The organism is Streptosporangium nanhuense (assembly GCF_059358815.1).
This window is the reverse complement of record NZ_JCADBG010000034.1, coordinates 50,074-73,508: the sequence shown is the minus strand read 5'-3', so window position 1 is coordinate 73,508 and position 23,435 is coordinate 50,074. Positions and strand designations below refer to the sequence as shown.

General features: G+C 70.9%; 21 protein-coding genes and 1 riboswitch. Of the genes, 13 read left to right on the top strand and 8 right to left on the bottom strand.

The window, feature by feature from the left end:
* The first annotated feature begins 570 nt into the window (after positions 1 to 570).
* Together AC5L38_RS40315 and mgrA are read left to right on the top strand one after the other, a co-directional pair.
* Positions 571 to 2,631 carry a S9 family peptidase gene (locus tag AC5L38_RS40315; RefSeq protein ID WP_495248077.1) on the top strand — a complete coding sequence of 687 codons (2,061 nt, stop codon included), beginning with the start codon at positions 571 to 573 and terminating at the stop codon, positions 2,629 to 2,631.
* Entirely contained in the window at positions 2,628 to 3,656 is a 1,029-nt protein-coding gene (mgrA, locus tag AC5L38_RS40310) for an L-glyceraldehyde 3-phosphate reductase (protein WP_495248076.1), read from the top strand. The genes AC5L38_RS40315 and mgrA overlap by 4 nt, the downstream gene beginning before the upstream one ends.
* A gap of 77 nt (positions 3,657 to 3,733) precedes the next feature.
* On the opposite strand, the gene AC5L38_RS40305 is transcribed toward mgrA, so the two are convergent.
* Entirely contained in the window at positions 3,734 to 6,160 is a 2,427-nt protein-coding gene (locus tag AC5L38_RS40305; RefSeq protein WP_495248075.1) for a flippase-like domain-containing protein, read from the bottom strand.
* A 73-nt stretch (positions 6,161 to 6,233) separates the two neighbouring features.
* Between AC5L38_RS40305 and AC5L38_RS40300 the strand changes: the two genes are divergently transcribed.
* The 3 genes from AC5L38_RS40300 to AC5L38_RS40290 all read left to right on the top strand — a co-directional run bounded on the left by AC5L38_RS40300 (position 6,234) and on the right by AC5L38_RS40290 (position 10,691).
* Complete coding sequence (locus AC5L38_RS40300; protein ID WP_495248074.1) at positions 6,234 to 6,683, top strand: RpiB/LacA/LacB family sugar-phosphate isomerase; 450 nt, start codon at positions 6,234 to 6,236, stop codon at positions 6,681 to 6,683.
* Positions 6,684 to 6,846: 163 nt separating this feature from the next.
* A complete protein-coding gene (locus AC5L38_RS40295) occupies positions 6,847 to 8,574 on the top strand; it encodes a M28 family metallopeptidase (RefSeq protein WP_495248073.1) in 1,728 nt (575 codons plus the stop codon).
* A 104-nt stretch (positions 8,575 to 8,678) separates the two neighbouring features.
* Complete coding sequence (locus AC5L38_RS40290) at positions 8,679 to 10,691, top strand: molybdopterin-containing oxidoreductase family protein (protein ID WP_495248072.1); 2,013 nt, start codon at positions 8,679 to 8,681, stop codon at positions 10,689 to 10,691.
* Positions 10,692 to 10,695: 4 nt separating this feature from the next.
* Here the strand turns inward: AC5L38_RS40290 and AC5L38_RS40285 are convergent, their stop codons facing one another.
* The 3 genes from AC5L38_RS40285 to AC5L38_RS40275 all read right to left on the bottom strand — a co-directional run bounded on the left by AC5L38_RS40285 (position 10,696) and on the right by AC5L38_RS40275 (position 12,807).
* Complete coding sequence (locus AC5L38_RS40285; RefSeq protein WP_495248071.1) at positions 10,696 to 11,145, bottom strand: GNAT family N-acetyltransferase; 450 nt, start codon at positions 11,143 to 11,145, stop codon at positions 10,696 to 10,698.
* Positions 11,146 to 11,500: 355 nt separating this feature from the next.
* Complete coding sequence (locus AC5L38_RS40280; protein WP_495248070.1) at positions 11,501 to 12,367, bottom strand: NAD-dependent epimerase/dehydratase family protein; 867 nt, start codon at positions 12,365 to 12,367, stop codon at positions 11,501 to 11,503.
* On the bottom strand, positions 12,364 to 12,807 hold the full coding sequence (locus tag AC5L38_RS40275) for a nuclear transport factor 2 family protein (protein ID WP_495248069.1): 444 nt from the start codon (positions 12,805 to 12,807) through the stop codon (positions 12,364 to 12,366). The genes AC5L38_RS40280 and AC5L38_RS40275 overlap by 4 nt, the downstream gene beginning before the upstream one ends.
* A 130-nt stretch (positions 12,808 to 12,937) precedes the next feature.
* Between AC5L38_RS40275 and AC5L38_RS40270 the strand changes: the two genes are divergently transcribed.
* Positions 12,938 to 13,804: a helix-turn-helix transcriptional regulator gene (locus tag AC5L38_RS40270; RefSeq protein ID WP_495248068.1), complete on the top strand. Its 867-nt coding sequence runs from the start codon at positions 12,938 to 12,940 to the stop codon at positions 13,802 to 13,804.
* Between the two features lie 7 nt (positions 13,805 to 13,811).
* Here the strand turns inward: AC5L38_RS40270 and AC5L38_RS40265 are convergent, their stop codons facing one another.
* The gene (locus AC5L38_RS40265; protein ID WP_495248067.1) at positions 13,812 to 14,192 is read right to left on the bottom strand and encodes a pyrophosphohydrolase domain-containing protein; all 381 of its coding nucleotides are present in this window, start codon (positions 14,190 to 14,192) and stop codon (positions 13,812 to 13,814) included.
* 259 nt (positions 14,193 to 14,451) lie between these two features.
* Between AC5L38_RS40265 and AC5L38_RS40260 the strand changes: the two genes are divergently transcribed.
* Positions 14,452 to 14,916 (top strand): hypothetical protein, encoded by a 465-nt coding sequence (locus AC5L38_RS40260; RefSeq protein ID WP_495248066.1) that lies wholly within the window; start codon positions 14,452 to 14,454, stop codon positions 14,914 to 14,916.
* 134 nt (positions 14,917 to 15,050) lie between these two features.
* Here the strand turns inward: AC5L38_RS40260 and AC5L38_RS40255 are convergent, their stop codons facing one another.
* The 3 genes from AC5L38_RS40255 to AC5L38_RS40245 form a co-directional block, all read right to left on the bottom strand.
* Entirely contained in the window at positions 15,051 to 15,422 is a 372-nt protein-coding gene (locus AC5L38_RS40255) for a VOC family protein (protein WP_495248065.1), read from the bottom strand.
* Positions 15,423 to 15,519: 97 nt separating this feature from the next.
* Positions 15,520 to 15,843 (bottom strand): DMT family transporter, encoded by a 324-nt coding sequence (locus AC5L38_RS40250; RefSeq protein WP_495248064.1) that lies wholly within the window; start codon positions 15,841 to 15,843, stop codon positions 15,520 to 15,522.
* A 19-nt stretch (positions 15,844 to 15,862) separates the two neighbouring features.
* A riboswitch (guanidine-III (ykkC-III) riboswitch) is annotated at positions 15,863 to 15,928 on the bottom strand.
* A gap of 20 nt (positions 15,929 to 15,948) precedes the next feature.
* A complete protein-coding gene (locus AC5L38_RS40245) occupies positions 15,949 to 16,734 on the bottom strand; it encodes a class I SAM-dependent methyltransferase (RefSeq protein ID WP_495248063.1) in 786 nt (261 codons plus the stop codon).
* A 180-nt stretch (positions 16,735 to 16,914) separates the two neighbouring features.
* Here AC5L38_RS40245 and AC5L38_RS40240 point away from each other — a divergent pair, with 180 nt between their 5' ends.
* From AC5L38_RS40240 to AC5L38_RS40215, 6 genes are all read left to right on the top strand, one after another.
* Positions 16,915 to 18,744 carry an acyl-CoA dehydrogenase gene (locus AC5L38_RS40240; RefSeq protein ID WP_495248062.1) on the top strand — a complete coding sequence of 610 codons (1,830 nt, stop codon included), beginning with the start codon at positions 16,915 to 16,917 and terminating at the stop codon, positions 18,742 to 18,744.
* Between the two features lie 293 nt (positions 18,745 to 19,037).
* Positions 19,038 to 19,799, top strand: a complete 762-nt coding sequence (locus AC5L38_RS40235) for an NUDIX hydrolase (RefSeq protein ID WP_495248061.1) — start codon at positions 19,038 to 19,040, stop codon at positions 19,797 to 19,799.
* A complete protein-coding gene (locus AC5L38_RS40230; protein ID WP_495248060.1) occupies positions 19,796 to 20,776 on the top strand; it encodes a lipopolysaccharide kinase InaA family protein in 981 nt (326 codons plus the stop codon). The genes AC5L38_RS40235 and AC5L38_RS40230 overlap by 4 nt, the downstream gene beginning before the upstream one ends.
* A 51-nt stretch (positions 20,777 to 20,827) precedes the next feature.
* Complete coding sequence (locus AC5L38_RS40225; protein WP_495248059.1) at positions 20,828 to 21,784, top strand: hypothetical protein; 957 nt, start codon at positions 20,828 to 20,830, stop codon at positions 21,782 to 21,784.
* A gap of 152 nt (positions 21,785 to 21,936) precedes the next feature.
* Complete coding sequence (locus AC5L38_RS40220; RefSeq protein ID WP_495248058.1) at positions 21,937 to 23,151, top strand: adenylosuccinate synthetase; 1,215 nt, start codon at positions 21,937 to 21,939, stop codon at positions 23,149 to 23,151.
* Between the two features lie 52 nt (positions 23,152 to 23,203).
* On the top strand, positions 23,204 to 23,428 hold the full coding sequence (locus AC5L38_RS40215; protein ID WP_495248057.1) for a DUF6458 family protein: 225 nt from the start codon (positions 23,204 to 23,206) through the stop codon (positions 23,426 to 23,428).
* Positions 23,429 to 23,435 lie beyond the last annotated feature (7 nt).

The window sequence follows — 23,435 nt, the reverse complement described above, 5'->3', positions numbered from 1 at the left end:
GATTGTGCTTCATGCACTGGCTTTTAACACACTGTTGAGTTCTCAAGAAACGGACGCGTACACCATCACCCAAACCCGACCAGATGAGTCAGGCCCGAACTCCGGGGCGTTCGTTTTGTTTTATTCTGTTCTTTCGTTGTGCCTTTATTCTTTCAGGCCCGCTTTTTCGTGTCAAACCGGCTTGTTTTGATCCGGTTGATTCGATCTAGCTGGTCCTGCTGGAATTCGGGCGGCTCCGTTTCCAGAGCAACCCCTCAAACTTACCAGCCTCTGAGCGGCTCTGCGAACCGATCTTCGGAACCGTTGGGTTCAAAGGGATTGTCGACAAACACGACACAAGCCATACGGAAGTCACCGGAGTGATTGGAGTGGTTTGCGCCGGACCTCGCCGACATCAAAAGATTAGCAGCCCCCGAAGACCGCTCGAGACGTAACGGCGAACCCCGTGCGACCGGGAGACGAACCGGAGGGCGAACCGGGCTGAACGAGCCGGCCGGGCCGGTCGGACCGGCCGAACAGGCCGGGCGGGTGGATCCGAACAGGCGCCGGCGGAAACATAGACTCGGCTGAGTGAGCAGCCAGACGCCGCCGACGGCGAAGAAGGTTCCCAGCGAGCGCGTGCACCACGGGGACACCGTGGTCGATGACTACGCGTGGCTGACGGTCAAGGACGACCCGGAGGTGGTCGCCTACCTGGAGGCGGAGAACGCCTACACGCAGGAGGCGACCGCCCACCTCAAGCCCCTGCAGGAGACGCTCTTCCAGGAGATCAAGGGACGCATCCTGGAGACCGACCTCTCGGTCCCCACCCGCAAGGGCGGCTGGTGGTACTACTCGCGGACGGAGGAGGGCAAGCAGTACGGCATCCAGTGCCGGGTGGCGGCGGACGGCGAGACGCCGCCCGAGCTTGAGGCCGGGGAGTCGCTTCCCGGCGAGGAGATCCTGCTCGACGGCAACGAGCTCGCCGGCGACTCCGACTTCTTCTCGATCGGCACCAGCTCGGTCAGCCCCGACGGCACCCTGCTGGCCTACTCCACCAACTTCACCGGCGACGAGCGCTTCACCCTGAAGGTGAAGAACCTCACCACCGGCGAGACCCTCCCCGACGAGATTCCCGGGATCTTCTACGGCGGCGCCTGGTCCGCCGACGGCACCACGTTCTTCTACACGACGGTCGACGACGCCTGGCGGCCCAACCAGGTCCACCGGCACGCGATCGGGAGCCCGGCCGAGGACGACGCGCTCGTCCACGAGGAGTCCGACGAGCGGTTCTGGGTCGGCATCGGGCTCAGCCGCAGCGAGCGCTACCTGGTCCTCTCGGCCGGAAGCAAGATCACCAGCGAGGTGCGCGTCCTGGAGGCCGACGATCCCACCGGCGAGTTCCGGGTCGTCAGGCCCCGGGAGACCGGTGTCGAGTACGGCATCGACCACGCGGGCGACCGCTTCCTGATCCTGCACAACCGGAACGCGGAGAACTTCGAGCTGGCCACCGCGCCCCTCGACGACCCCGGCAGCTGGACGCCGCTCATCGAGCACCGCGCCGACACCCGGCTGCTCGACATCGACGCCTTCGAGGGCCACACCGTCGTGCACTTCCGCAGGGACGGCCTCACCGGCATCCGCATCCTGCCCCGCGACGGGGAGGCGTACGAGATCCCCTTCCCCGAGCCGATCTACGACGTGGCGCCGTCGGGCAACCCGGAGTTCGTCACGGGACGGCTGCGGCTCGGCTACACCAGCATGATCACTCCGCCTTCGGTCTACGACTACGACCTCGGCGCGCGCGAGCTGGTCCTGCTGAAGCAGAAGGTGGTGCTGGGCGGGTACGACCCGGCCGACTACGAGCAGTTCCGCGAGTGGGCGACCGCCTCGGACGGCACCCGCGTGCCGATCTCGATCGTGGTCAGGAAGGGCACGGAGCGGCCCGCCCCCACCGTGCTGTACGGCTACGGAAGCTACGAGATCTCGATCGACCCGTCGTTCTCCGTCGCGAGGCTCAGCCTGCTCGACCGGGGCTTCGTGTTCGCCGTCGCGCACGTCAGGGGCGGCGGCGAGATGGGCCGCCGCTGGTACGAGAACGGCAAGTTCCAGCAGAAGAAGAACACCTTCACCGACTTCGTGGCCGCCGCCGAGCACCTCTCCGCGGCGGGCTGGTCGAGCGCGATCGTCGCCAGGGGCGGGTCGGCGGGCGGGCTGCTGATGGGCGCCGTCGCCAACCTCGCGCCGGAGACCTTCGCGGGCGTGGTCGCGGAGGTGCCGTTCGTGGACGCTCTGAACACGATCCTCGACCCGTCGCTGCCGCTGACGGTGATCGAGTGGGACGAGTGGGGCGACCCGCTGCACGATCCCGAGGTGTACGCGTACATGAAGTCGTACACGCCCTACGAGAACGTGGACGGCCGGGTCTATCCGCCGATTCTGGCGATCACCAGCCTCAACGACACGAGGGTTTTCTACCACGAGCCCGCCAAGTGGGTCGCGAAGCTCCGCGACGTCGCGAGCGGCGGGCCGTTCCTGCTCAAGACGGAGATGGGCGCCGGGCACGGTGGCCGCAGCGGCAGGTACGACTCCTGGCGCGAAGAGGCCTTCACCCTCTCCTGGATTCTCGACACGACGAAGGTGACGCAGTGACATACATCGCGGCGAACGACAGGTACGACGATCGCCAGCCGTACAACAGGGTCGGCAAGAGCGGGCTCAAGCTGCCCGCCGTCTCCCTGGGGCTCTGGCACAACTTCGGCGACGACAAGCCCTTCGAGGTCCAGCGGGACATCCTCAGGAGGGCCTTCGATCTTGGGGTGACCCACTTCGACCTGGCCAACAACTACGGCCCGCCGCCCGGGACCGCGGAGACCAACTTCGGGCGGCACTTCCGCGAGGACTTCGCCCGGTACCGGGACGAGCTGGTCATCTCTACCAAGGCGGGCTACGACATGTGGCCGGGCCCGTACGGCGAGTGGGGGTCGCGCAAGTACATGCTGTCGAGCCTGGACCGGTCGCTGGAGCGGATGGGGATCGACTACGTCGACATCTTCTACAGCCACAGGTTCGACCCGGACACCCCTCTCGAGGAGACGATGGGCGCGCTGGACCACGCGGTCCGGTCGGGCAAGGCGCTGTACGCGGGCATCTCGTCCTACTCGCCCGAGCACACCAAGGAGGCGGCGCGGATCCTGCGGGAGATGGGCACGCCGCTGCTGATCCACCAGCCCTCGTACTCGATGCTGAACCGGTGGATCGAGGGCGGGCTGCTCGACGTCCTGGAGGAGGAGGGCGTCGGCTGCATCGCGTTCTCGCCGCTGGCGCAGGGCATGCTGACCGACCGCTACCTGAACGGGATTCCCGAGGGGTCCCGGGCCTCGCAGGGGCGCTTCCTCACCCCGGACATGCTCACCGACGAGGCGATGCGGCACATCCGCACCCTGAACGAGATCGCGGGCCGGCGCGGCCAGTCGCTGGCGCAGATGGCGCTGGCGTGGGCGCTGCGCGACAGGCGCGTCACCTCGGTGCTGATCGGCGCGAGCAGCGTCGGGCAGCTGGAGAACAGCCTCGCGGCGGTGGAGAACCTCTCGTTCGACGACGGGGAGCTGGAGGCCATCGACAAGGACGCGGTCGACGCGGGCATCAACATCTGGGCCAGGTCCAGCGAGGCCTGACCTCCCGTCCGTCCGCTCGTCCGTACGGAGGCCGCCGGTCCGGTGACCGGCGGCCTTCCGCCTTCGCGGGGACGGGGCTAGAGCGCCTCGTGCCTCTGCAGGTACGTGAACGAGGCCCAGCCCGGCAGGACCGGCAGCCAGAAGGTCATCAGCCGGAACAGCAGCACGGCCGAGGCCGCCACCTCGCTCGGCACGCCCGCCAGGGTGAGACCGGCCGTGAGGGAGAACTCGACGGCGCCGAGCCCGCCGGGGGTCGGGGCGGCCGAGCCGATGGCGTTGCCCGCGAGGAAGACGATGGCGACGGCGGCGAAGTTGATGGAGCCGCCGAAGGCGCGGACGCAGGCGTCCAGGCAGATCACGAAGAACAGGGTGAGCATCAGGGTGCCGCCGAAGCCCTCGACGATCTTCCGGGGCGACTGGAGGATGTCGAGCAGGCGCGGGATGACGCCGGAGAACAGCGAGCGGAGCCGCTTGGTGATCGTGCGGCGCAGGCGCGGCACGCTCACGATGACCAGGATCAGCACGGCCACCGCGAGCATCGTGATCACGAGGGTGCGCGACGGGGTGAACGACGAGGCGGTGTTGGAGCCGGTGATGTAGGCGAACAGCAGCAGCAGCGCGACGTGGCAGGCCAGCCCGATGAGCTGGGAGGCCCCGACGCTGGCCACCGCCTGCCCCGGGGGGATGCCGCGTTTCTGCAGGTAACGGGTGTTGACCGCGACCCCGCTCACCGCGGCGGGCGCGACGAGCTTGACGAACGACCCGGCGAACTGGGCGAGCACCGTACGGCCCAGGGGCAGCTTCTCCGGCACGAATCCCATCAGCATGAGGGCGGCGGCGACGTAGCTCAGCATCGCGGCGACCAGCGCCACCCCGGTCCAGCTCCACTTGGCCGACGTGATCATGTTGAGGTTGATCTGGGTCAGGTAGTAGACCAGGAAGTACGCGGCGAACGCGGTGCCGATGATGGTGATCAGGGTCCGGGGGCGGAAGCGCTCAAGGCGCACCTCCTCGGCCTCGGTCCTCGGCTTGAGCTCGACGATCCGGTCGCGGATCTCGGTGAGCAGCTCCTTGTTCTTGCTGAGCGCGGCCCTGGTCTCCCTGGTCAGCGCGATCCGCTGGAGCAGGGGCAGCGCGTCGGCGAGCACGCCGGACCCGGCCACGGCCGCGGCGGCGGCGACCGCCCGCTCGGCGCCGACGCGCAGGCTGAGGTAGGTGAGCAGCTGGGCGATGTCGAGGCGGAGCAGCAGGTCGCCGGCGGCGATCTCGCCGCTGCGGGCGTCCGTGAGGATGACCCGGCCCTCGGCGTCGACGTGGATGCTGTCGCCGGTCAGCCGCCGGTGGGCGAGCCGCTGGACCTGCAGCAGCAGGACCTGCTCCCAGATCTGGGCGAGCAGGTTGTCGTCGATCTCCTTGTCGGGGATGCTGTCGAGCGCGCGGGTGGGGGTGTGCTCGTAGGCGAGCAGCGCGGCCTCGCTGCCGATCTCGCTGGTGCCGACGAGCCTGGGGGTGCTCGCCCCGGCCGCCTGCGCGGCGTACGCCATCAGGGCCTCGCGCTCCAGCTCGGCGCGGAGCGAGCGGATGGCCTTGCGGCGGGTCTCGGAGTTGAGGCGGATGCGCCGCCAGAGGCGGTAGAGCACCCCTGCGACCTGGCGGTCGCGGTCGAGGACGACGACGTCGAGGCGGCTGCCGTCCCTGAGGTCGACGGCGTAGCGGCGGCTGCTCTGGTAGTCGTCGTCGAGCCTGCGGGCCCTGACGGGGACGAAGCCCAGCTTGCGGAGGGCCGCGACGACCGTGCTGCCCGGGGGGCGGGTGTTGGGGCTGCCCACGCCGTACAGGGTGGCGTAGCCGATGGCCAGGCCGACCAGGATGGAGACGACGATGCCGAGGATGGTGGCGGCGAGTCCGGCGAACAGCGCGACGGCGTTGAGCGCGACCGCGCTCCACAGGGCCGCCCGCCAGGTGGGGCGGCGGGATATTCGCACCGCGGTGACGTAGGCGATGATCGGGGTGAGCAGGGTGTTGATCGGCTCGACCCCGGCCCGCCCGCCGGTCAGCAGGACCTGCAGGTCCTCGGGCCCGGCCTTGAGGATCCATTCGCCGAGCACGAAGGAGAACACCATCGCGGCGATGGCCGCGAAGAGCCCCTCGGCGACCCGCAGGCCGTCGCGGTGGAGCACCCGCTCGATGGCGAAGGCGACGGGCACGCCGAGCATGGCCGACGCGCTCAGCACCCCGGCCAGCCCGCTGAGCAGGAACGGCGCCCGGCTGGTGCCGTCGGCGACGTCGCCCTCCAGGCCGTTGAGGGTCTTCTTCGCCACGAAGGCGAGCATGACCACGGCCGCGAGCACGAGCAGGGTCGCCAGGAAGCGCAGCAGGTCGGAGGGGCGGCGGATCCGCTGCGGGAGCAGCGGCTCGACGACGTGCACGGTGACATCGTCATCCGTCGCCGGCCCTGTGCCGTCGACGGACGCCGCTTCGTCCAGTTCCCCGATTTTCGTCACCGCCTGCGATTCTGCATGCTCCGCATTACAGGTGCGTCACCGATCTTCTCCCTGAGTGGCCACAATCAGGGTCATGCGTATCTCGGTGGCCTCCGACAGTCTCGATGGTGTTGCCTCCATCCTGGTCTCCGCAATCGAAAAAAGAGGCCACACGGTGATACCGCGCGGGGCCCTGGCCGACGAACCGGCCGGCGAGCGGGCCGACTGGGCGTGGTGTTGCGCGCGTGCCGCCGGGGACGTGGCCTCGGGGGCCGCCGACCAGGCGATCGTGTGCTGCTGGACCGGGACGGGCGCGTCGATCGCGGCGAACAAGGTGCCCGGTGTCCGGGCGGCGCTGTGCGCGGACGCGGCCACGGCGGACGGGGCGCGTCGCTGGAACGACGCCAACGTGCTGGCGATCAGCCTCCGGTTGACCTCCGCCCCGCTGCTCGGGGAGATCCTGGACGCCTGGTTCGCGGGGAGACCCAGCCTCGACGAGGAGGACCGGGCGAACATAGCGTACCTGTCCGAGATGGAGAATTGACTGTTCTACCTGCGGGAACAATCGATTTGATGGGTGACCGCCTGAAAAACTGACCATCATGTTCCGTCACCCGTCCGCGCCCCTCCGAGCCGCGTCCGAGGGCCGGGAAGCCCCTTCGGCCGCTCCGAGGAAGTTGCTGGCCGCGATCACCATGGTCTCGGTCATGTCTCTGGCCGCCGTCTCCACCGTGCCCGCCGTCCCGGCCGGCGCGGCGCCCGGTCCCGGAGGCGGTGACTCCGAACAGACCGGCGCGGCGTCGGTTCCCGGGGGCGGTGACTCCGAACAGGCCGGCGCGGCGCCCGGTCCCGGAGAACGCGGTTTCAGGCCCTCGGCCGGGCCTCCCCTTCCGCCGGGCGCGGAGGCGTTCGGGGCGTCGGTCGGGCTCTCGGGCCTCAAGGGGCACCTGAGAAGGCTCCAGGAGATCGCCGACGCCAACGGCGACAACCGGGCGGCGGCCACCCCCGGTTACGACGCCTCGTTCGCCTACGTCGCGAACAAACTCCGTGCCGCCGGATACCGGGTCACCTCGCAGGAGTTCAAGATCTCCTTCTTCCGCGAGGTCGCGGCCCCCGTGCTCGAACGGACCCGGCCCGCCGCCAAGGCGTACGTGCCCGGCACCGACTTCAGGACCATGACGTACTCCGGCTCGGGGAACGTGACGGCTCCGGTGCAGGGGGTCGACCTGGTCCTGCCGCCGGTCAGGAAGGCGGAATCCACCTCGGGATGCGAGGCGAGCGACTTCTCCAGGTTCGTCCGGGGCAACATCGCGCTGATCCAGCGCGGCACCTGCAGTTTCCAGGACAAGGCGGAACAGGCCCAGGCCGCCGGCGCGTCCGGAGTGATCATCTTCAACGAGGGCCAGGCGGGCGAGGGGCCCGCCGACCGCCGGGCACTGTTCGGCGGCTCGGTCAACACCTCCACCGTGCGCATCCCGGTCGTCGCGGCCGCCTTCGCGACCGGCGAGGAGCTGGCGGCGCCGGGGACGAGGGCGACGCTCGGCGTGGACGCGGAGAGCGCCCCCGACCGCAGGACGCGCAACCTCATCGCCGACAGCCCCTGGGGCGACCCGGACAGGATCGTCATGCTCGGCGCCCATCTCGACAGCGTCATGATGGGCCCCGGCATCAACGACAACGGCTCGGGCACCGCGGGCATCCTGGAGACGGCGCTGGCGGCGAAGTCGCTGCGGACGAAGAACCGGTTGCGCTTCGCCTTCTGGGGTGCCGAGGAGCTGGGTCTGCTCGGGTCGAAGCACTACGTGGCGGCCCTGCCCCGGGCGGAGCGGGCGAAGATCAAGCTCTACCTGAACTTCGACATGATCGCCTCACCGAACCACGTCTTCGGGATCTACGACGGCGACTCCTCGGGCCCGGTCGCCGGCGCGACCCCGCCCCCGGGATCGGGCCAGATCGAAAAGCTCTTCCAGGCGTACTTCGAGGCGGTGGGCGAGCCGTACCAGGACGCCGAGTTCAGCGGGCGCTCCGACTACGGCCCCTTCATCGCGATCGGCATCCCCTCGGGCGGGCTGTTCACCGGCGCCGAGCGCCGCAAGACCGCCGAGGAGGCCGAAAGGTTCGGCGGCGAGGCCAGGGTGGCGTACGACAAGTGCTACCACCAGGCGTGCGACACCATCGCCAACATCAACGACAGGGCGCTGGAGGTGAACGCCGCCGCGATCGCGACGGCGGCGTTCGTCTACGCGTACGCCCGCGACCTTCCCGGCCGCCCCGGCGCCCCCGGGGGGGCCGCCGCCCGCCGTGTCCCCGAGAGCCACGAAGGACCCGGCAAGGGGGCCGTCGCGCCCGGTGAGCACGGCGTCGCTGAGCCGGGTACCGGCGCGGGAGGCCTGGAGGCCGATCACGACCACGGGCACGGCGCCCTTCTCAGGTGACCCGCCCTCCCCGATGACGCCGGGGCCGCCCGCCTCGTACGTACGGCACAGGAGAAGGGGAGCGCGCGTACGTTCCGGTCCGGGCGCGCGGCTACAGTCGGGGCATGTCGTCAGGCGAATTGCGAGTGCTGGGGGCGTGCCCGCTGGACTGCCCCGACACCTGTTCCTGGGTGGTGACCGTCCAGGACGGCAGCGCCGTCAAGATGCGTGGCAACCCGGACCATCCGTACACCCGGGGCGCGCTCTGCGTGAAGGTCAACCGCTACCTGGAACACACCCGGGCGGCCGACCGCATCCTGCACCCGATGCGGCGGGTCGGCCCCAAGGGGTCCGGGCGGTTCGAGCGGATCAGCTGGGACGAGGCCCTGGAGGAGATCTCCGTACGGCTGCGCGGCATCGTCGACGAGCACGGCGGCGAGGCGATCTGGCCCTACCTGGGCACCGGGACCCTCGGATACGTCCAGGGGTCGGAGGGGATCGCCGGGAGGCGGTTCTGGAACGTCCTGGGGGCGTCGAGGCACTTTTTGAACATCTGCTCCTCGGCCGGGAACGCCGGGCTGCGGCAGGTCTACGGCACGCCCGGCGGCATGGACCCCGAGACGTTCGCCCTGTCCAGGCTCATCCTGCTGTGGGGGACGAACACGCTGACGAGCGGGCACCACCTGTGGAAGTTCGTCCAGGACGCCCGCGCGGCCGGGGCGCACGTGGTGGCGATCGACCCGATCCGCACCCGCACCGCCGAGCAGGCCGACGAGCACCTGCCGATCCGGCCGGGCACCGACGCGGCCCTCGCCCTGGGGCTGATGAACGTCGTCCTGGCCGAGGGCGCCGAGGACCGCGACTACCTGGAGAACCACACGAGCGGCTGGGAGAACCTCCGCGAGGAGATCCTGCGCCATCCCCCGGCCCTCGTGGCGGAGATCACCGGACTGCCCGAGGCCGACATCCGGGCCCTGGGGAGGCGCCTGGCGCACACCCGGCCCACCGGCATCCGGGCCACCATGGGCGTGCAGCGGCACGCGGGCGGCGGCACCGCGATGCGGACGATCGCCTCCATCCCCGGCGTGACCGGCGACTGGCGCCACCCGGGCGGCGGGATCGTGTACTCCACCAGCGGGCACGTCCACCTGAACATCGACACCCGCGACGACCTGCTCCCCGCTCCGGTCCGCACGCTCACCATGACCCGGCTCGCCGACGAGCTGGACGAGTCGGTCAAGTGCCTGTGGGTGTACGCCGCCAACCCGATGGGCTCCACCTCCGGCCAGAACCGGGTCCGCGAGAGGCTGCTGCGCGAGGACCTGTTCACCGTCGTGATGGAGCAGTTCCCCACCGACACCGTCGACTACGCCGACATCGTCCTGCCCGCCACCATGCAGATCGAGCACGCCGACCTGCACGCGGGCTACGGGCACATGTACCTGATGTGGAACGAGCCGGCCGTCGAGCCGCCGGGCGAGTGCCTGTCCACCACCGAGACGTTCCGCCGCCTGGCGCGGCACATGGGGCTCACCGAGCCGTCCCTGTACGACTCCGACCTGGAGCTGGCCGAGGAGCTGCTCACCTCGGGGCACCCGTCCCTGGAGGGGATCACCCTCGACCGGCTGCGCAAGGAGGGGTGGGTCCGCCTCAGCGTCCCCCAGCCGTTCGTGCCGTTCACCGACGGCTTCCCGACGGCCTCGGGCCGGATGGAGTTCGGCCCGGGACCGGCCTACGTCCCGTCGCACACGGCCTCGGCCGCGCCGGGGCCGTACCCGCTGGCGCTCATCACGCCCGCCGCCCACACCTTCCTCAACACCACCTTCGGCAACAACCCCGAGCTGCTGAAGCGCTCGAAGGGCCCGCGGATCCTGGTCAACCCCGAGGACGCCTCGCGCAGGGGGCTGAGCGAGGGGCAGCGGGCCCGGGTGTTCAACGACGACGGCGAGTTCGAGGCCGTGGTGGAGATCAGCGAGAGGGTCCGGCCCGGCGTGGTCGCGTCCACCAAGGGGCACTGGCGCAAGCTCAGCCCGGGGGGCGCGACGGCGAACGCCGTGGTGGCCGCCCGCGACGCCGACATGGGCCGGGGCGCCGTCTATCACGACAACCTGGTCGAGCTCGCCCCGTGCGCCACCTGACGGGTCAGGTCAGCGCGATCTTGTAGCCCTCGTGGGACGCGACGAAGCCGAGGGAGTCGTAGAAGCGGTGGGCGTCCGCGCGGGACTTGTCGGTGGTCAGCTGGACCAGGGCGCATCCCCGGGCCCGCCCCCGGTCGAGGGCCCACTCCATCATCGTGCGGCCCAGCCCCCGCCCCCGCAGACCGGAGGCGATGCGCACCGCCTCGATCTGCATCCGGAGCGCGCCGCGGCGGGAGATGCCGGGGATGTAGGTGAGCTGCATGGTGCCCACCACCTCGCCGTCCAGCTCCGCGACGATGAGCTCGTTGCCGGGGTCGGCGTCGATGGCCTCGAAGGCGGCGCGGTGCTCGTCGCCGAAGGCCCCCTGGCGCGAGGCCGCGACGGCGTCGTCGGCGAGCATGGCCACGATGAGCGGGACGTCCTCGGCACGGGCGGTACGGAATTCGACGTGCATGACGGTCAACCTATCCGGAGCCACCGGACTCCGTAGGTGGAGCCCGGCCGGGTGGTTCTCCGGTGTCCTGTCGAAGGCGGCACGGGCGGTCAGGCCTCTCCACGGCGTTTCAGTGCCCGGTCGAAGTCCTCGAACCCCTCGTCGTCCGTCCCCCGCGAGCTGAAGACCGTCCTGGGATCGGACCACGTCGGGGGCCGTTCCTGGACCGGCCGGCTCGAGTCTGACATGAACGGACGTCTCGATCTGGGCCTGACCGCCCGGGCAGCCGCAGTGTCCAGGCCGCGCACCCCGAGGGCGAAGCGGCCGCCCCAGGGTGACGGGCTGGTTCAGAGCTCGAAGAGCCGGCGGGCGCCGGTCAGCACTCGGGCAGGTCGACGTTCGCCCACTCGGTCGCGTGGTCCTGGACGAACTCGGCGAAGGGGCGGGGTGGGCGGCCGGTCAGGTCCAGCACCGCGGTACTGACCAGATCCTCCCGACCAGCCTTGATGCCGTCTTCCACCGCGGCGAGGGCATCGGCGAACTCGCCCGGCATGCCGGCGGCCCGGTAGGTGCCCGCCAGCTCATCGGCCCCGATGTGCAGCACCCGGATCGGCCGGCCGGTGCGAACGGTGATGATCGCCGCCGCGTCCCCGTAGCTCAACGCTTTCGGCCCGGTGAGCAGGTAGTCACGCCGGCCGCCGGAATCGACTCCGGGGTCGATCAGCAGTGCGGAGGCGGCCGCCGCGATGTCCCGCACGTCGATCCAGCCCAGTCGGCCGGCACCGGCGGCGGTGCGGATCTCGCCGTGCCTCCGGATCCGCTCGCCAAGCGGGTGCGGGCCCAGGAAGTTCTGCATGAACCCGGACGGGCGCAGCACGACCCAGCCGGGCCGGGCCCGCACCTGCGCGGCCAGCTCCAGCGCGCCGGGAGCGTTCGGCAGCACGATGGCGGAGCCGAGCAGCACCACGCGGCGCACGCCGAGGTGTTGCGCCTGGGCCAGGAACGGACCGACCGACGGCATCGGATCCACGGTGTTCACCGGAGGCACCAGGAAGACCTGGTCCATCCCCCGCAGCGCGGCCGGATGGGTGGCCGGGTCGTCCCAGTCGAACCGAACCGCGTCAGGATCGTCGGCGGACGGGTTACGACTGGCCACCCGGACCCGCGCCCCGTTGCCTCGCAGCAGGTCCACCAGCGCACTCCCGGTCTTCCCCGTGCCGCCGGTCACCAGTACGCCGGTCATCGGGTGGCCTCCGGGCGCAGGGAGTCGAGCAGCTCGGGCAGCGTGCCGGCCGCGGCGGCGGCGGCCAGCGGGTTCCAGTAGTCCCGGTAGCGGGTGATCAGACCATCCTGGACGGTGATCACCATGATGTAGTCCAGCCGGTAGGGCTCGCCGGTGCGCACCGTGCGCCCGAGCGCGGCGAAATCCACCACGATGGTGTCCGGCCGTTCCGTGTGATGCACGGTGACCGGGAGAATCTCTCGCACGTCCATCAGCTCCGGGTAGCCCGCCAGATAGCCGCGGACCGCTTCCCGCCCGGCCAGCTGCCGCGGCGCGGCCCCCGTCGCGAAAGGGAACTCCGCGGTGCCTTCCTGCGCCCACAGGTCGGCGACGGCGTCCATGTTCTTGGTCAGTAGCAGGTCCAGCAGCAGACGGAACGTCTCTTCGGGGGTGCGTGGCACGGTGGTCCTCCGGAATCCAGCGAGGTGTGACCATGAGCCTGGGCGCAGGCCCGCCGCTGGGGAACGGACGGGTGAGCCCCGGACCACTGGTCCGTGGCTAAGCCGGGCGCCACTGTGCGAACCTGGCAGGGTGAGCGGAGTCTTCAGCACCACCAGGACCTCCAGAGGCGAGCTGGCCGACTTCCTGCGCCGCCGGCGGGAGGCACTACGCCCGGACCAGGTGCTGTCCGCCGCCATCCACCCGCCAGGCCCGCGCGCCCGGCGCACTCCCGGACTGCGCCGCGAAGAGGTGGCCGCACTGGCCGGGGTGTCGACCAGCTACTACGAACGGCTGGAGCAGGCCCGCGCACCGCATCCGTCCCCGCAGGTGCTGGCCGCGCTGGGTACGGCGCTGCGGCTCACCGCCACGGAGCGTGAGCACCTGGCACGACTGGCCGGGCAGGCCCCGCCCGGCACGGACGCCGATCGGGCGCCGGTGCCCGCCGCCGACCGCCGGCTGCTGGACCGGCTCGGGCCGATACCCGCCTACCTGGTCGACGAGCGACAGGACATCGTGGCCTGGAACGCCGCGGCGACCGCCTTGATCACCGACTTCGGGCTGCTGTCCGCCGAGGAGCGCAACACCGTGCGGTTGTCCATCCGGCTGGGCGGCACCGTCTGCACGGCACCGGCCGGCGCGGAGGCGGAGTTCGCCCGGCAGTCCGCCACCCAGCTGCGCGCGGCCAGTGCCCGCTACCCGGCAGACCGCGTGCTCAGCGAGTTGATCAACGAGTTCGCCGCGCACAGCCCGGAGTTCGCCGCCAGCTGGCGCAGCCATGACGTGCGCCCCATATCGACGCTGCGCAAGCGCCTGCGCCATCCGAAGCTGGGCGAGCTCGACCTGGACTGCCAGACCCTGCTGCTGCCCGGCACCGGCGTGCGGCTTGTGATCTATACCGCGGAACCGGGCAGCCCGAGCGCCGCCGCGCTCGACCGGCTCGGCACCCTCGGCGCGTGACTTCGGCTCACCAGCGGTGGCAGGAGTCGTCCCCTTCCCGTGCCAGCACCCCGGCCACGTCGGCGGGCGTGAACCCCGGCCCCTTGGCCGCCTTGCCGTTCTCGGTGCCGGACTTCGTCATGTTGGCCCGGTGCACCTCGGCGAGCACCCGGTCCAGGTCGATCCCGTACGTCAGGGCGGTGCCGTACGCGACGTAGACCACGTCGGCCAGCTCGTGCGCCACAGCGGCCAGGTCGCCCGCCTCGGCGGCCTGCGCCACCTCGGCCGCCTCCTCGTCGAGGAACCTCTGCCGCAGGCGGGCCAGCTCCGCGGAAGGCAGGCCGGGGGTGTCGGAGAGGGGAAGCCCGATCTTCTCGTGGAACTCTCGGACCAGGCGCCGGTGATCCATCCATGCGGGCCAGCCTAGGCCGTCCCCTCACCGGGAAAGGCCCGGGAAGGCTCCTCGCGGGCTCCCGGCGGGCGGCGCGGCCTCGGGGCGTCGAGGGTCTCCGGGCCGGTCCGTGAACCACCTGGGAACCGCCCGGAGAGCGCCGTCGGAGGGCGTCTCGCACTGCCTGCGCGGGCGGCGTCCCCGATGCGGCGACTCCGGGGACAGTCAGGGTTGCTCCCCGATGTGGACAAGGGGGCGCGGGAGGCACTCTGAGGACATGAACGACGAACTGACTCGACGTGATGAGATGTCCCTCGCCGGAGCGGCGCTGCGCGGTGCTCCCTGGAAGGCCGCGGCGGTGACCGGCGGCGCGGTGGCGGCCACCAGCCTGGGGCTGAGCCTGCTCTCCGGAAGCCTGGATCTCGCGTGGGCGATGATGGTCGGTATCGGCCTGTTCTCGCTCGTCGCGGCCATCGGCTCGATCCGCAAGCCCGAGGTCGGCGACCGGGTGACTCGGCAGGCCCGGCTCTGGGCGCTGCGCCACCCCTGGAGGTTCTCCCTCTATCCCGCTCTCGGCTCCGCGATCCTGCTGTATCCGGTGCAGCTCGTCCTCGACGGCGAGGGCGTCTTCGGGGCGGCGCTGGACGCGCTCCAGGGAGGTGTCGTGGTCTATCTGATCACGGCGATCGTGGCCCTGACCCTCAAGGGACGCGGCCAGACCTCGCTTCCCGGTGGCCGCTGAACCTCACGGCTCCGAACCTCGCGACATCTCGAAGCCCCGCACCGTACGGCCTGGCCGCCCGGTTCCGTGCGGTCGCCCGGTCCCGCGGCCCGGCCGAGCCTTTCGGCGGACCGGGCCGGGACCGTGCGAAGACGCTAGACCCTCTCGTACTCGGCGCGGCAGACGCAGAACTCGTTGCCCTCGGGGTCGAGCATCGTGACCCAGCCGCTGCCGTCGGGGGCGCGGTGGTCCTCGGAGACCGTGGCGCCGAGTTCGGCGAGACGCTCGACCTCCTCGTCACGGGTGGTGCCCGCCGAGCCGGTGATGTCCAGGTGGACCCGGTTCTTGACCGCCTTGTCCTCGGGGACCCTGATGAACAGCAGGTCGACCCGGCCGCCCTGGAGAAGGACCTCGTCGTCGTTCTTCTCCGTATCCGGATGGAGCTCTCCGCCGGTGGCGTCGCGCCAGAAGGTCGCCAGCTCGTACGGCTGGGCGCAGTCGAAGGTCACGCAGTGAACGTCAATCATGAGCCCACCCAACCCGACACCACCAAAGCCGTCAAGCTGGTTTTGCGCAGCGTTCCGAGGTTTGAGGATCATGCCGCCGAAATGTCCGGGCGGGCGGTCAGTGGCCGCCTCCGGCGAGGTTGAGCCCGACGACGCCCGCGATGATGAGCAGGATCGAGGCGATCTTGAGGGCCGACGCGTTCTCGCCGAGGACGACGATGCCGAGCGCGGCGGTGCCGACGGCCCCGATGCCCGTCCAGACCGCGTAGGCCGTACCGACCTCCAGGGTCTTCAGGCCCATGGCGAGCAGGCCGAAGCTGAGCACGCTGAAGACGACGAAGCCGATGCTCGGCAGCAGTGCGGAGAATCCGTTGCTCAGCTTGAGCGAGTACGCCATCGCGACCTCGAACAGACCGGCGACCAGAATGAAGACCCAGGCCATGACAGCTCCTTCTTGATCAGGAGCGTCGTCTTTACCTACCGGGTACGGCGCGTCTCGTCCGGGAACGCCTCTTGTGAGGCTTCGCTCATGGAACGTCGCCGGATCTCACTTTGATTCCCACCAGAGTGTGAACCAGCGATCGCGGGGCACCGGCCACATGTCCAGCTCGACCACCGCCGCGACGACCTCGTCGGCCCGCTCCCGGCCGAGGCAGAGCCTGCGGCAGGCGCTCTCGGCGAGGTCTTCGAGCCGGGTGAAGCGGGGCAGGGGGGCCACGCGCCACTCGTGACGGACCTCGTGGCCGAGCGCCCCGGCGACGGCGATCACGTCGTGGGCCGTGGGCCCGCCGGGACGGGTGATGCCGTGGAAGTGCTGCCACAGGGGATTGAGCCAGCTCATCGGGTGCCGGCCGGTGAGCTCCAGGACGACCCGGGAACGGGCGTGGCGGGTGAGCTCGGTGAGGAACGCCGCCAGGTCGGGCACGTCGTAGACGACGTGGGCGGAGACGGCGACGTCCGCGACCGGTGTCCGCGCCGCGACGTCGGGCCAGCGGCCGTTGACGATCCGGGCGGGGATACCGAGCGCCTCGGCCCGGGAGGCCAGCTCGGCGAGCATGGCGTCGGAGACGTCGACCGCGATCAGCTCCCCCAGGTCCGTGCCCAGCGGCAGGGAGGCCGCCCCGGTCCCGGCACCGACGTCCAGCACGCTCCCGCCGGACGGGAGGGCCTCGGCGACCCGCGCCAGGGTCGGCCCCTCGGGAGCGGCGAGGGCGAGGTCGGTGCGCTCGGCGAACCGCGCCGGGGAGTGGCCCCAGGGGTTCGCCGGCGCCCTGGCCGCGATCTCCTCGGGGATGCCCCACATCCCGAGATCGGCCCGCCACTGCTCGTCCATGGGACGAGCCTAGGAGAGCTTTCCCGGCCCGTCGATCACCCTCGCCAGGGCATCCGGAGGGCGCGCGATGAACGTCCCGGTAGGAGTTGTTTTCTAGGGGTTACTCGCGGGTAGCATTACAGGTAACGTTACTGGTGAGTATGGAAGTCCCGGACCCCCGGTTTCAAGGAGACAGACCCCATGGGCCACTACAAGAGCAATGTCCGTGACCTGGAGTTCAACCTCTTCGAGGTCTTCGGGCGCCGGGAGATCCTGGGCACAGGCCTCTTCGCCGACCTGGACGAGGACGTCGTGCGGAGCGTCCTGGAGGAGGTCAACCGTCTCGCCACGGGCGTGCTCGCCGACTCCTTCGAGGAGGGCGACCGCACCCCGCCGGTGTTCGACCCCGCCACCTCGGCGGTGAGGATGCCGGAGGGCTTCAAGAAGTCCTTCGCCGCCTACCGTGACGCGGGCTGGACCAACCTCGGCCTTCCCGCCGAGATGGGCGGGCCCGGCCTGCCGAACAGCGTGAACTGGGCCCTGGCCGAGCTGGTCCTGGGCTCCAACCCCGCCGTGTGGATGTACTCCAGCGGCCCGGCGTTCGCCCACATCCTGCACGGGATCGGCACCGAGGACCAGCGGCGCTACGCCGAGCTGGCCATCGAGAACCAGTGGGGCGCCACCATGGTGCTCACCGAGCCGGACGCCGGCTCCGACGTGGGCGCGGGCCGCGCGAAGGCGATCAAGCAGGACGACGGCACCTGGCACATCGAGGGCGTGAAGCGCTTCATCACCAGCGCCGAGCACGACCTGACCGACAACATCTTCCACCTGGTACTGGCCCGCCCCGAGGGGCACGGCGTCGGCACCAAGGGCCTGTCGATGTTCCTGGTCTCGAAGTACCACGTGGACCTGGAGACCGGCGAGCTCGGCGAGCGCAACGGCGTCTACGTCACCAACGTCGAGAAGAAGATGGGCCTGAAGGTCTCCACGACCTGCGAGGTCACCTTCGGCGGCGAGCACCCGGCCGTGGGCACGCTGATCGGCGAGGTGCACGAGGGCATCAAGCAGATGTTCATGATCATCGAGCACGCCCGGATGATGGTCGGCTCGAAGGCGATCGCCACGCTCTCCACCGGCTACCTCAACGCCCTCGAATACGCCAAGCAGCGGGTGCAGGGCTCCGACCTCACCCAGATGACCGACAAGTCGGCCCCCCGCGTGACGATCACCCACCACCCTGACGTGCGCCGGGAGCTGATGCTCCAGAAGTCGTACGCCGAGGGCATGCGGGCCCTGGTCATGCTCACCGCCACCTACCAGGACGACGTGCTGATCGCCGAGCACGAGGGCCGCAGGAACGAGCACGCCGAGGCGATGAACGACCTGCTGCTGCCGCTGGTCAAGGGCGTCGGCTCCGAGCGCTCGTACGAACTGCTGGCCCGCTCGCTGCAGACCCTGGGCGGCTCCGGCTACCTGCAGGACTACCCGATCGAGCAGTACATCAGGGACGCGAAGATCGACTCCCTCTACGAGGGCACCACCGCGATCCAGGGCCTGGACCTGTTCTTCCGCAAGGTCCTGCGCAACCAGGCGGTCGCCCTCGGCTCGCTGTACGGCGACGTGAAGGCCTTCGCCTCCTCCGAGGCGGGCAACGGGCGGCTGAAGGAGGGGCGCAAGCTCCTGGGTGAGGCCGCCGACGAGGTCAAGGCCATGGCCGACACCATGGCGGGCTGGGCGATCGGCTCGCTGGAGACCCCGCAGGAGGTCTACAAGGTCGGCCTGAACACCACCCGGTTCCTGCTCGCCCTGGGCGACGTGGTGATCGGCTGGCTGCTGCTGCGCCAGGCCGAGGTGGCCCTGGCCGCCCTGGGGACGGCCACCGAGGGTGCCGACCACGCCTTCTACACCGGCAAGGTCTCCGCGGCCTCGTTCTTCGCCCAGACCGTCCTGCCCCGCATCGCCGCCGAGCGCCGCACGCTCGACGCCACCGACCAGGACCTGATGGAACTGCCCGAAGAGGCCTTCTGACCTGAGCCTCGCGGCTTCAAGTCGACAGACCACCTGCTCCCGCGGCAGGCACGACGAGGGACCGGCTCCGTGACAACGGGGCCGGTCCCTCGTCCGTTTTCCGGCTTCTCGCATCGCGACAAGACCCGGCGGGCGTCCCGGCCCGGGAGCCCGAACGCCGATCGCCCCGAGTCCGGCCACCGGTGGCGACCGGATCACGGGAGGGGCGAAAAGGATGGATCACCGCGAAATCATTGACATCGACCCTCTGTTATTCTCATACTGAGATTGTCTCAAGCTGAGAAGGACATGTGATGGATGAAGCCGAGTTCCTCGCCGGGTACGACCCTCGGGCATATCCGGCGGTCGCGGTGACGGTCGACGTGGTGGCGCTCACCATTCGCGGGGGCGGGTTGCGCGTTCTGCTGATCAGGCGGGCCGAGCAACCCTATGCGGGGCTGTGGGCGCTGCCCGGGGGGTTCATCCGGCCGGGAGAGGATCTGCCGCAGGCCGCGGCGCGGGAGCTGGCCGAGGAGACGGGGCTGTCCGGGCCGGCCGGGCTGTCCGGGCCGTCGGGCCGGATCCACATCGAGCAGCTCGCCAGTTACGGGGCACCCGAGCGTGATCCTCGGATGAGGATCGTGTCGGTCTCCTATCTGGCGTTCGCCCCCGACCTGCCCGATCCCCAGGCGGGCTCGGACGCGGCCGACGCCTCCTGGCACCCGGTCGACAAGCTGCCGGAGCTCGCGTTCGACCACGACCGCATCCTGGCGCACGGGCTGGAGCGGGCCCGCGGCAAGCTGGAGTACACGCCGCTGGCCACCGCGTTCGCCGGTGAGAGGTTCACGATCTCCGAGTTGCGCGGCGTCTACGAGACGGTCTGGGGCGTGCCGCTGCACGCGGGCAACTTCCACCGCAAGATCCTGTCGGTGCCCGGCTTCGTGGAGAGCACCGGCGAGACCACCGAGAGCGGCGGGGCCAGGGGCGGGCCGCGCGCCAAGCTCTACCGGGCCGGCGACGCCCGGCTCCTGCACCCCGCCCTGCTGCGACCGGCCAGGGAGGAGCAGATCAGATGACCACCACGGCCGAGGCGATCGCGCTGGTGAGCGCCGCCCGCACGCCCGAGGACCTGTTCGGCGGGGACTTCCCGCACCGGACGTACCGGAGGCTGGCGAGGGTGCTCCATCCCGACCTCGCGCCGGGAGCGGAGGCCGCCGAGGCGTTCACCCGGCTGGCGGGGCTGTGGGCGGCCCGCGAGGGGGCCCTGACCGGAACCCCGGAGCGGGCCAAGGAGACGGTGATCACCACCAGGCGGGGCACCTACCGGGTCGGGGGCGTCTTCCGGCGGGGCGCCTCGGCCGTGCTCTACGAGAGCGGCCCCGACACGCTGCTCAAGCTCCCGCGCAGCCACGCGGACAACGACCTCATGCGGCGCGAGGCGGAGTCCCTGGGGACGATCGCGCGTGACGGCGACCCGCTGCTCCTGCCGTACGTCCCCCGGCTGGTGGAGTCGTTCCGGCACCGTTCGGAGGGGGTCGAGCGGCAGGCCAACGTGATCAGCCGGGTGCCGGACGGCTTCCTGAGCCTGGACGAGGTCAGGCGGCGGCGGCCGGTGCTCGACGTGCGGGACGCGGCGTGGATCTGGCGGCGGCTGCTGGTGGCCGTCGGCGCGGCCCACCGGGCGGGCATCGTGCACGGCGCGGTGTTCGGCCAGCACGTCCTCGTCCACCCGCTCGACCACGGCCTGGTGCTCGTCGACTGGAGCCATTCGGTCCCGGCCGGCACCCCGATCACCGCCCTCGTGGCCAGGCACCGCGACGACTACCCGGCCTCGGTCCTGGCCAGGAGGCCCGCGACCCCGGCCACCGACATCCACCTCGCCACCCGCTGCGTGGCCGCCCTGATGGGCGACCCCGTCCCCGCCCCGGTCAGGAACTTCGTCCGGGGCAGCCTGCTCAGCCCGCCGAACGACGCCTGGCGGCTCCTGGGAGAGCTCGACGACCTGCTCGACGACCTGTACGGGCCGAGGAAATACCGGCCGCTCCATCTCTGACCTTCACAAAGACCCATAGAACGTTCCACCCCTGATCCGAGGAGATCATCCGTGGGAAGCGGAAACTGGTCCACCGACGTCTACTCCGCCGCCGCGAGCTACCGCGCGGCCAAGGGTTCGAGCGCCTTCGCCTACAGCGACAGCGGCGCCCGCTCCGCTCACCCCGACCTCGACCCGCGCGGAGTGACACTCCGCGAGAGCCGTGACTCCGCCGAGCACCCCAACTCCCTGGCCGTGGCCGTCCTGTTCGACGTGACCGGCTCGATGGGCGGGGTGCCCCGCACCCTCCAGACCAAGCTGCCCGACCTGCTCGGGCTGCTGCTCCGCAAGGGGTACGCCTCCGACCCGCAGATCCTCTTCGGCGCGATCGGCGACGCCACCTGCGACCGGGCCCCGCTGCAGGTCGGCCAGTTCGAGTCCGACAACCGGATGGACGAGCACCTGGGCAAGATCCTGCTCGAGGGCGGGGGCGGCGGCCAGATGACCGAGTCGTACGAGCTGGCGATGTACTTCATGGCCAGGCACACCGCGATCGACTGTTTCGAGAAGCGGGGCCGGCGGGGCTACCTGTTCATCATCGGCGACGAGCTGCCCTACCCGTACGTCAAGCGGCGCGAGGTCGAGGCGGTCGTCGGCGAGCGGCCCAGGCAGGACATCCCGACCGAGGAGATGGTCGCCGAGCTGACCAGGATCTACGACGTCTACTACATCCTCCCCGCGGGGGCGAGCCACGCCGGGGACGGCCGGGTGCTGGCCGCCTGGCGCGAGCTGCTCGGCCAGAACGTGCTGGAGCTGGACGACCTGGACGCGGTCTGCGAGACCATCGCGCTCACCGTCGGCCTCGGCGAGGACGCCATCGACCTGAAGAAGGGGCTGGACGACCTCGACGAGCTCGGCTCGAACGCCGGGACCGCCGTGGGCAAGGCCCTCGCCAAGCTCGACCGGGGCACCCTCGTGGTGGCCGACGGGCTCGACCTGGGCGGCGACAGCGGTGTGATGCGGCTTTGAGACCTCCCCGCCGTGCGGCGGCCACCGCGAGAGCGGCGGGGAGTGCCACCACGAAAGGAGGAGGTCCCTCCCCGGCGGGAACGACACCCCGCCGGGGAGGGACCTCCGGTGAGAAGGAGAAGAGGAGGAGACGAGGGTGAACAGGTGGACGCATGCGTGAACACGTGATCGTGACCGACCTCGGGTACGGCGACGCGGGCAAAGGCACCGTCGTCGACTGGCTCTGCGCCCGCGAGCCCGTCCAGGCGGTCGTCAGGTTCAACGGGGGCGGGCAGGCGGGTCACAACGTCGTCCTGCCCGACGGGAGGCACCACACGTTCGCGCAGTTCGGGTCGGGCACGTTCAGGGGCGTGCCGACCCACCTGTCCAGGTTCATGGTCGTGGATCCGCTGTCGCTGGCCAGTGAGGCCGGCCACCTGGCGGAACTGGGCGTTCCCGACCCGTTCTGCCTGCTCACCGTGGACAGGGACGCCCTGCTCGCCACGCCGTACCACGTGGCGGCGGGGCGGGCCAGGGAGCTGGCGCGCGGCGCGGACCGGCACGGGTCGTGCGGGATGGGCGTCGGCGAGACCATGGCCTACGCGCTGGAGCACCCCGATCTGGCGCCGGTCGCGGGAGACTGCGCGGAGCCGGTCCGGCTCGCCCGCAAGCTGCGCGCGCTCCGCGAGGCCCTGGGGGTGACCGGGCCGCCCGTGGAGGACTGCGTCGACGCCTACCGGGCGTTCGCCGAGCGGGTGATCCTGGTCGGCTCCTCGTTCACGGCCGCGCTGCTGCGCAGGCGGCCCGTGGTCTTCGAGGGGGCGCAGGGGGTGCTGCTCGACGAGTGGCACGGTTTCCACCCGTACACCACCTGGAGCACGACGACCTTCGCCAACGCGCTGGAACTGCTCGACGGGGTGCCCGCCACGCGGCTGGGCGTGCTGCGGACCTACACCCCGCGGCACGGCCCGGGACCGCTGGTCACCGAGGACGCGGCGCTCTCGCCGCCCGAGGCCCACAACGGGACCGGTCCCTGGCAGGGGCCGTTCCGCACCGGCCACTTCGACGCGGTGGCCCACCGCTACGCGCTGGCGGTCTCCGGCGGGGCCGACGCCCTCGCGCTCACCCATCTGGACGCGCCGGTGTCGCGGATGTGCGTGTCGTACGACATCGGCGAGCTTCCGGTGGGCGCGGCGGGCGACCTCGACGGGCAGGCCGGGCTGACGGCACGGCTGGCGGGGGCCGGGCCGCGCTACGCCGACGGGATCGACGACTGGCCCGCGGCGGTGGCGGAGGCCCTCGGGGTGCCGGTGTGGCTGGGCTCCTCGGGGCCCACCGCCGCGGACAAGGTCCTTCTCAGTGGTGTGAGCGCGCCTGAGAGGGTATGACCAACTCCAGACTCTCTCTTTGCCTGGCGTACAGCCTTACCCGGAGGAACTCATGGGTGTCGGGGTCAGCATCTTCTTTCTCACGCTCGGCGCCATCCTCCGCTTCGCCATCGATCCCGACGTCCTCGGTGAGGCGGTGCACATCGACGTGATCGGCCTGATCTTCATGATCGTCGGTGCCGTCGGGGTCGTGCTGAGCATCGTGATGGCCCCCAAGCGCGGGCACACGTCCGAGGAGCGCCTGATGCACCGCGAGAACCACCCGCCGGACGCCTGACCCCGCC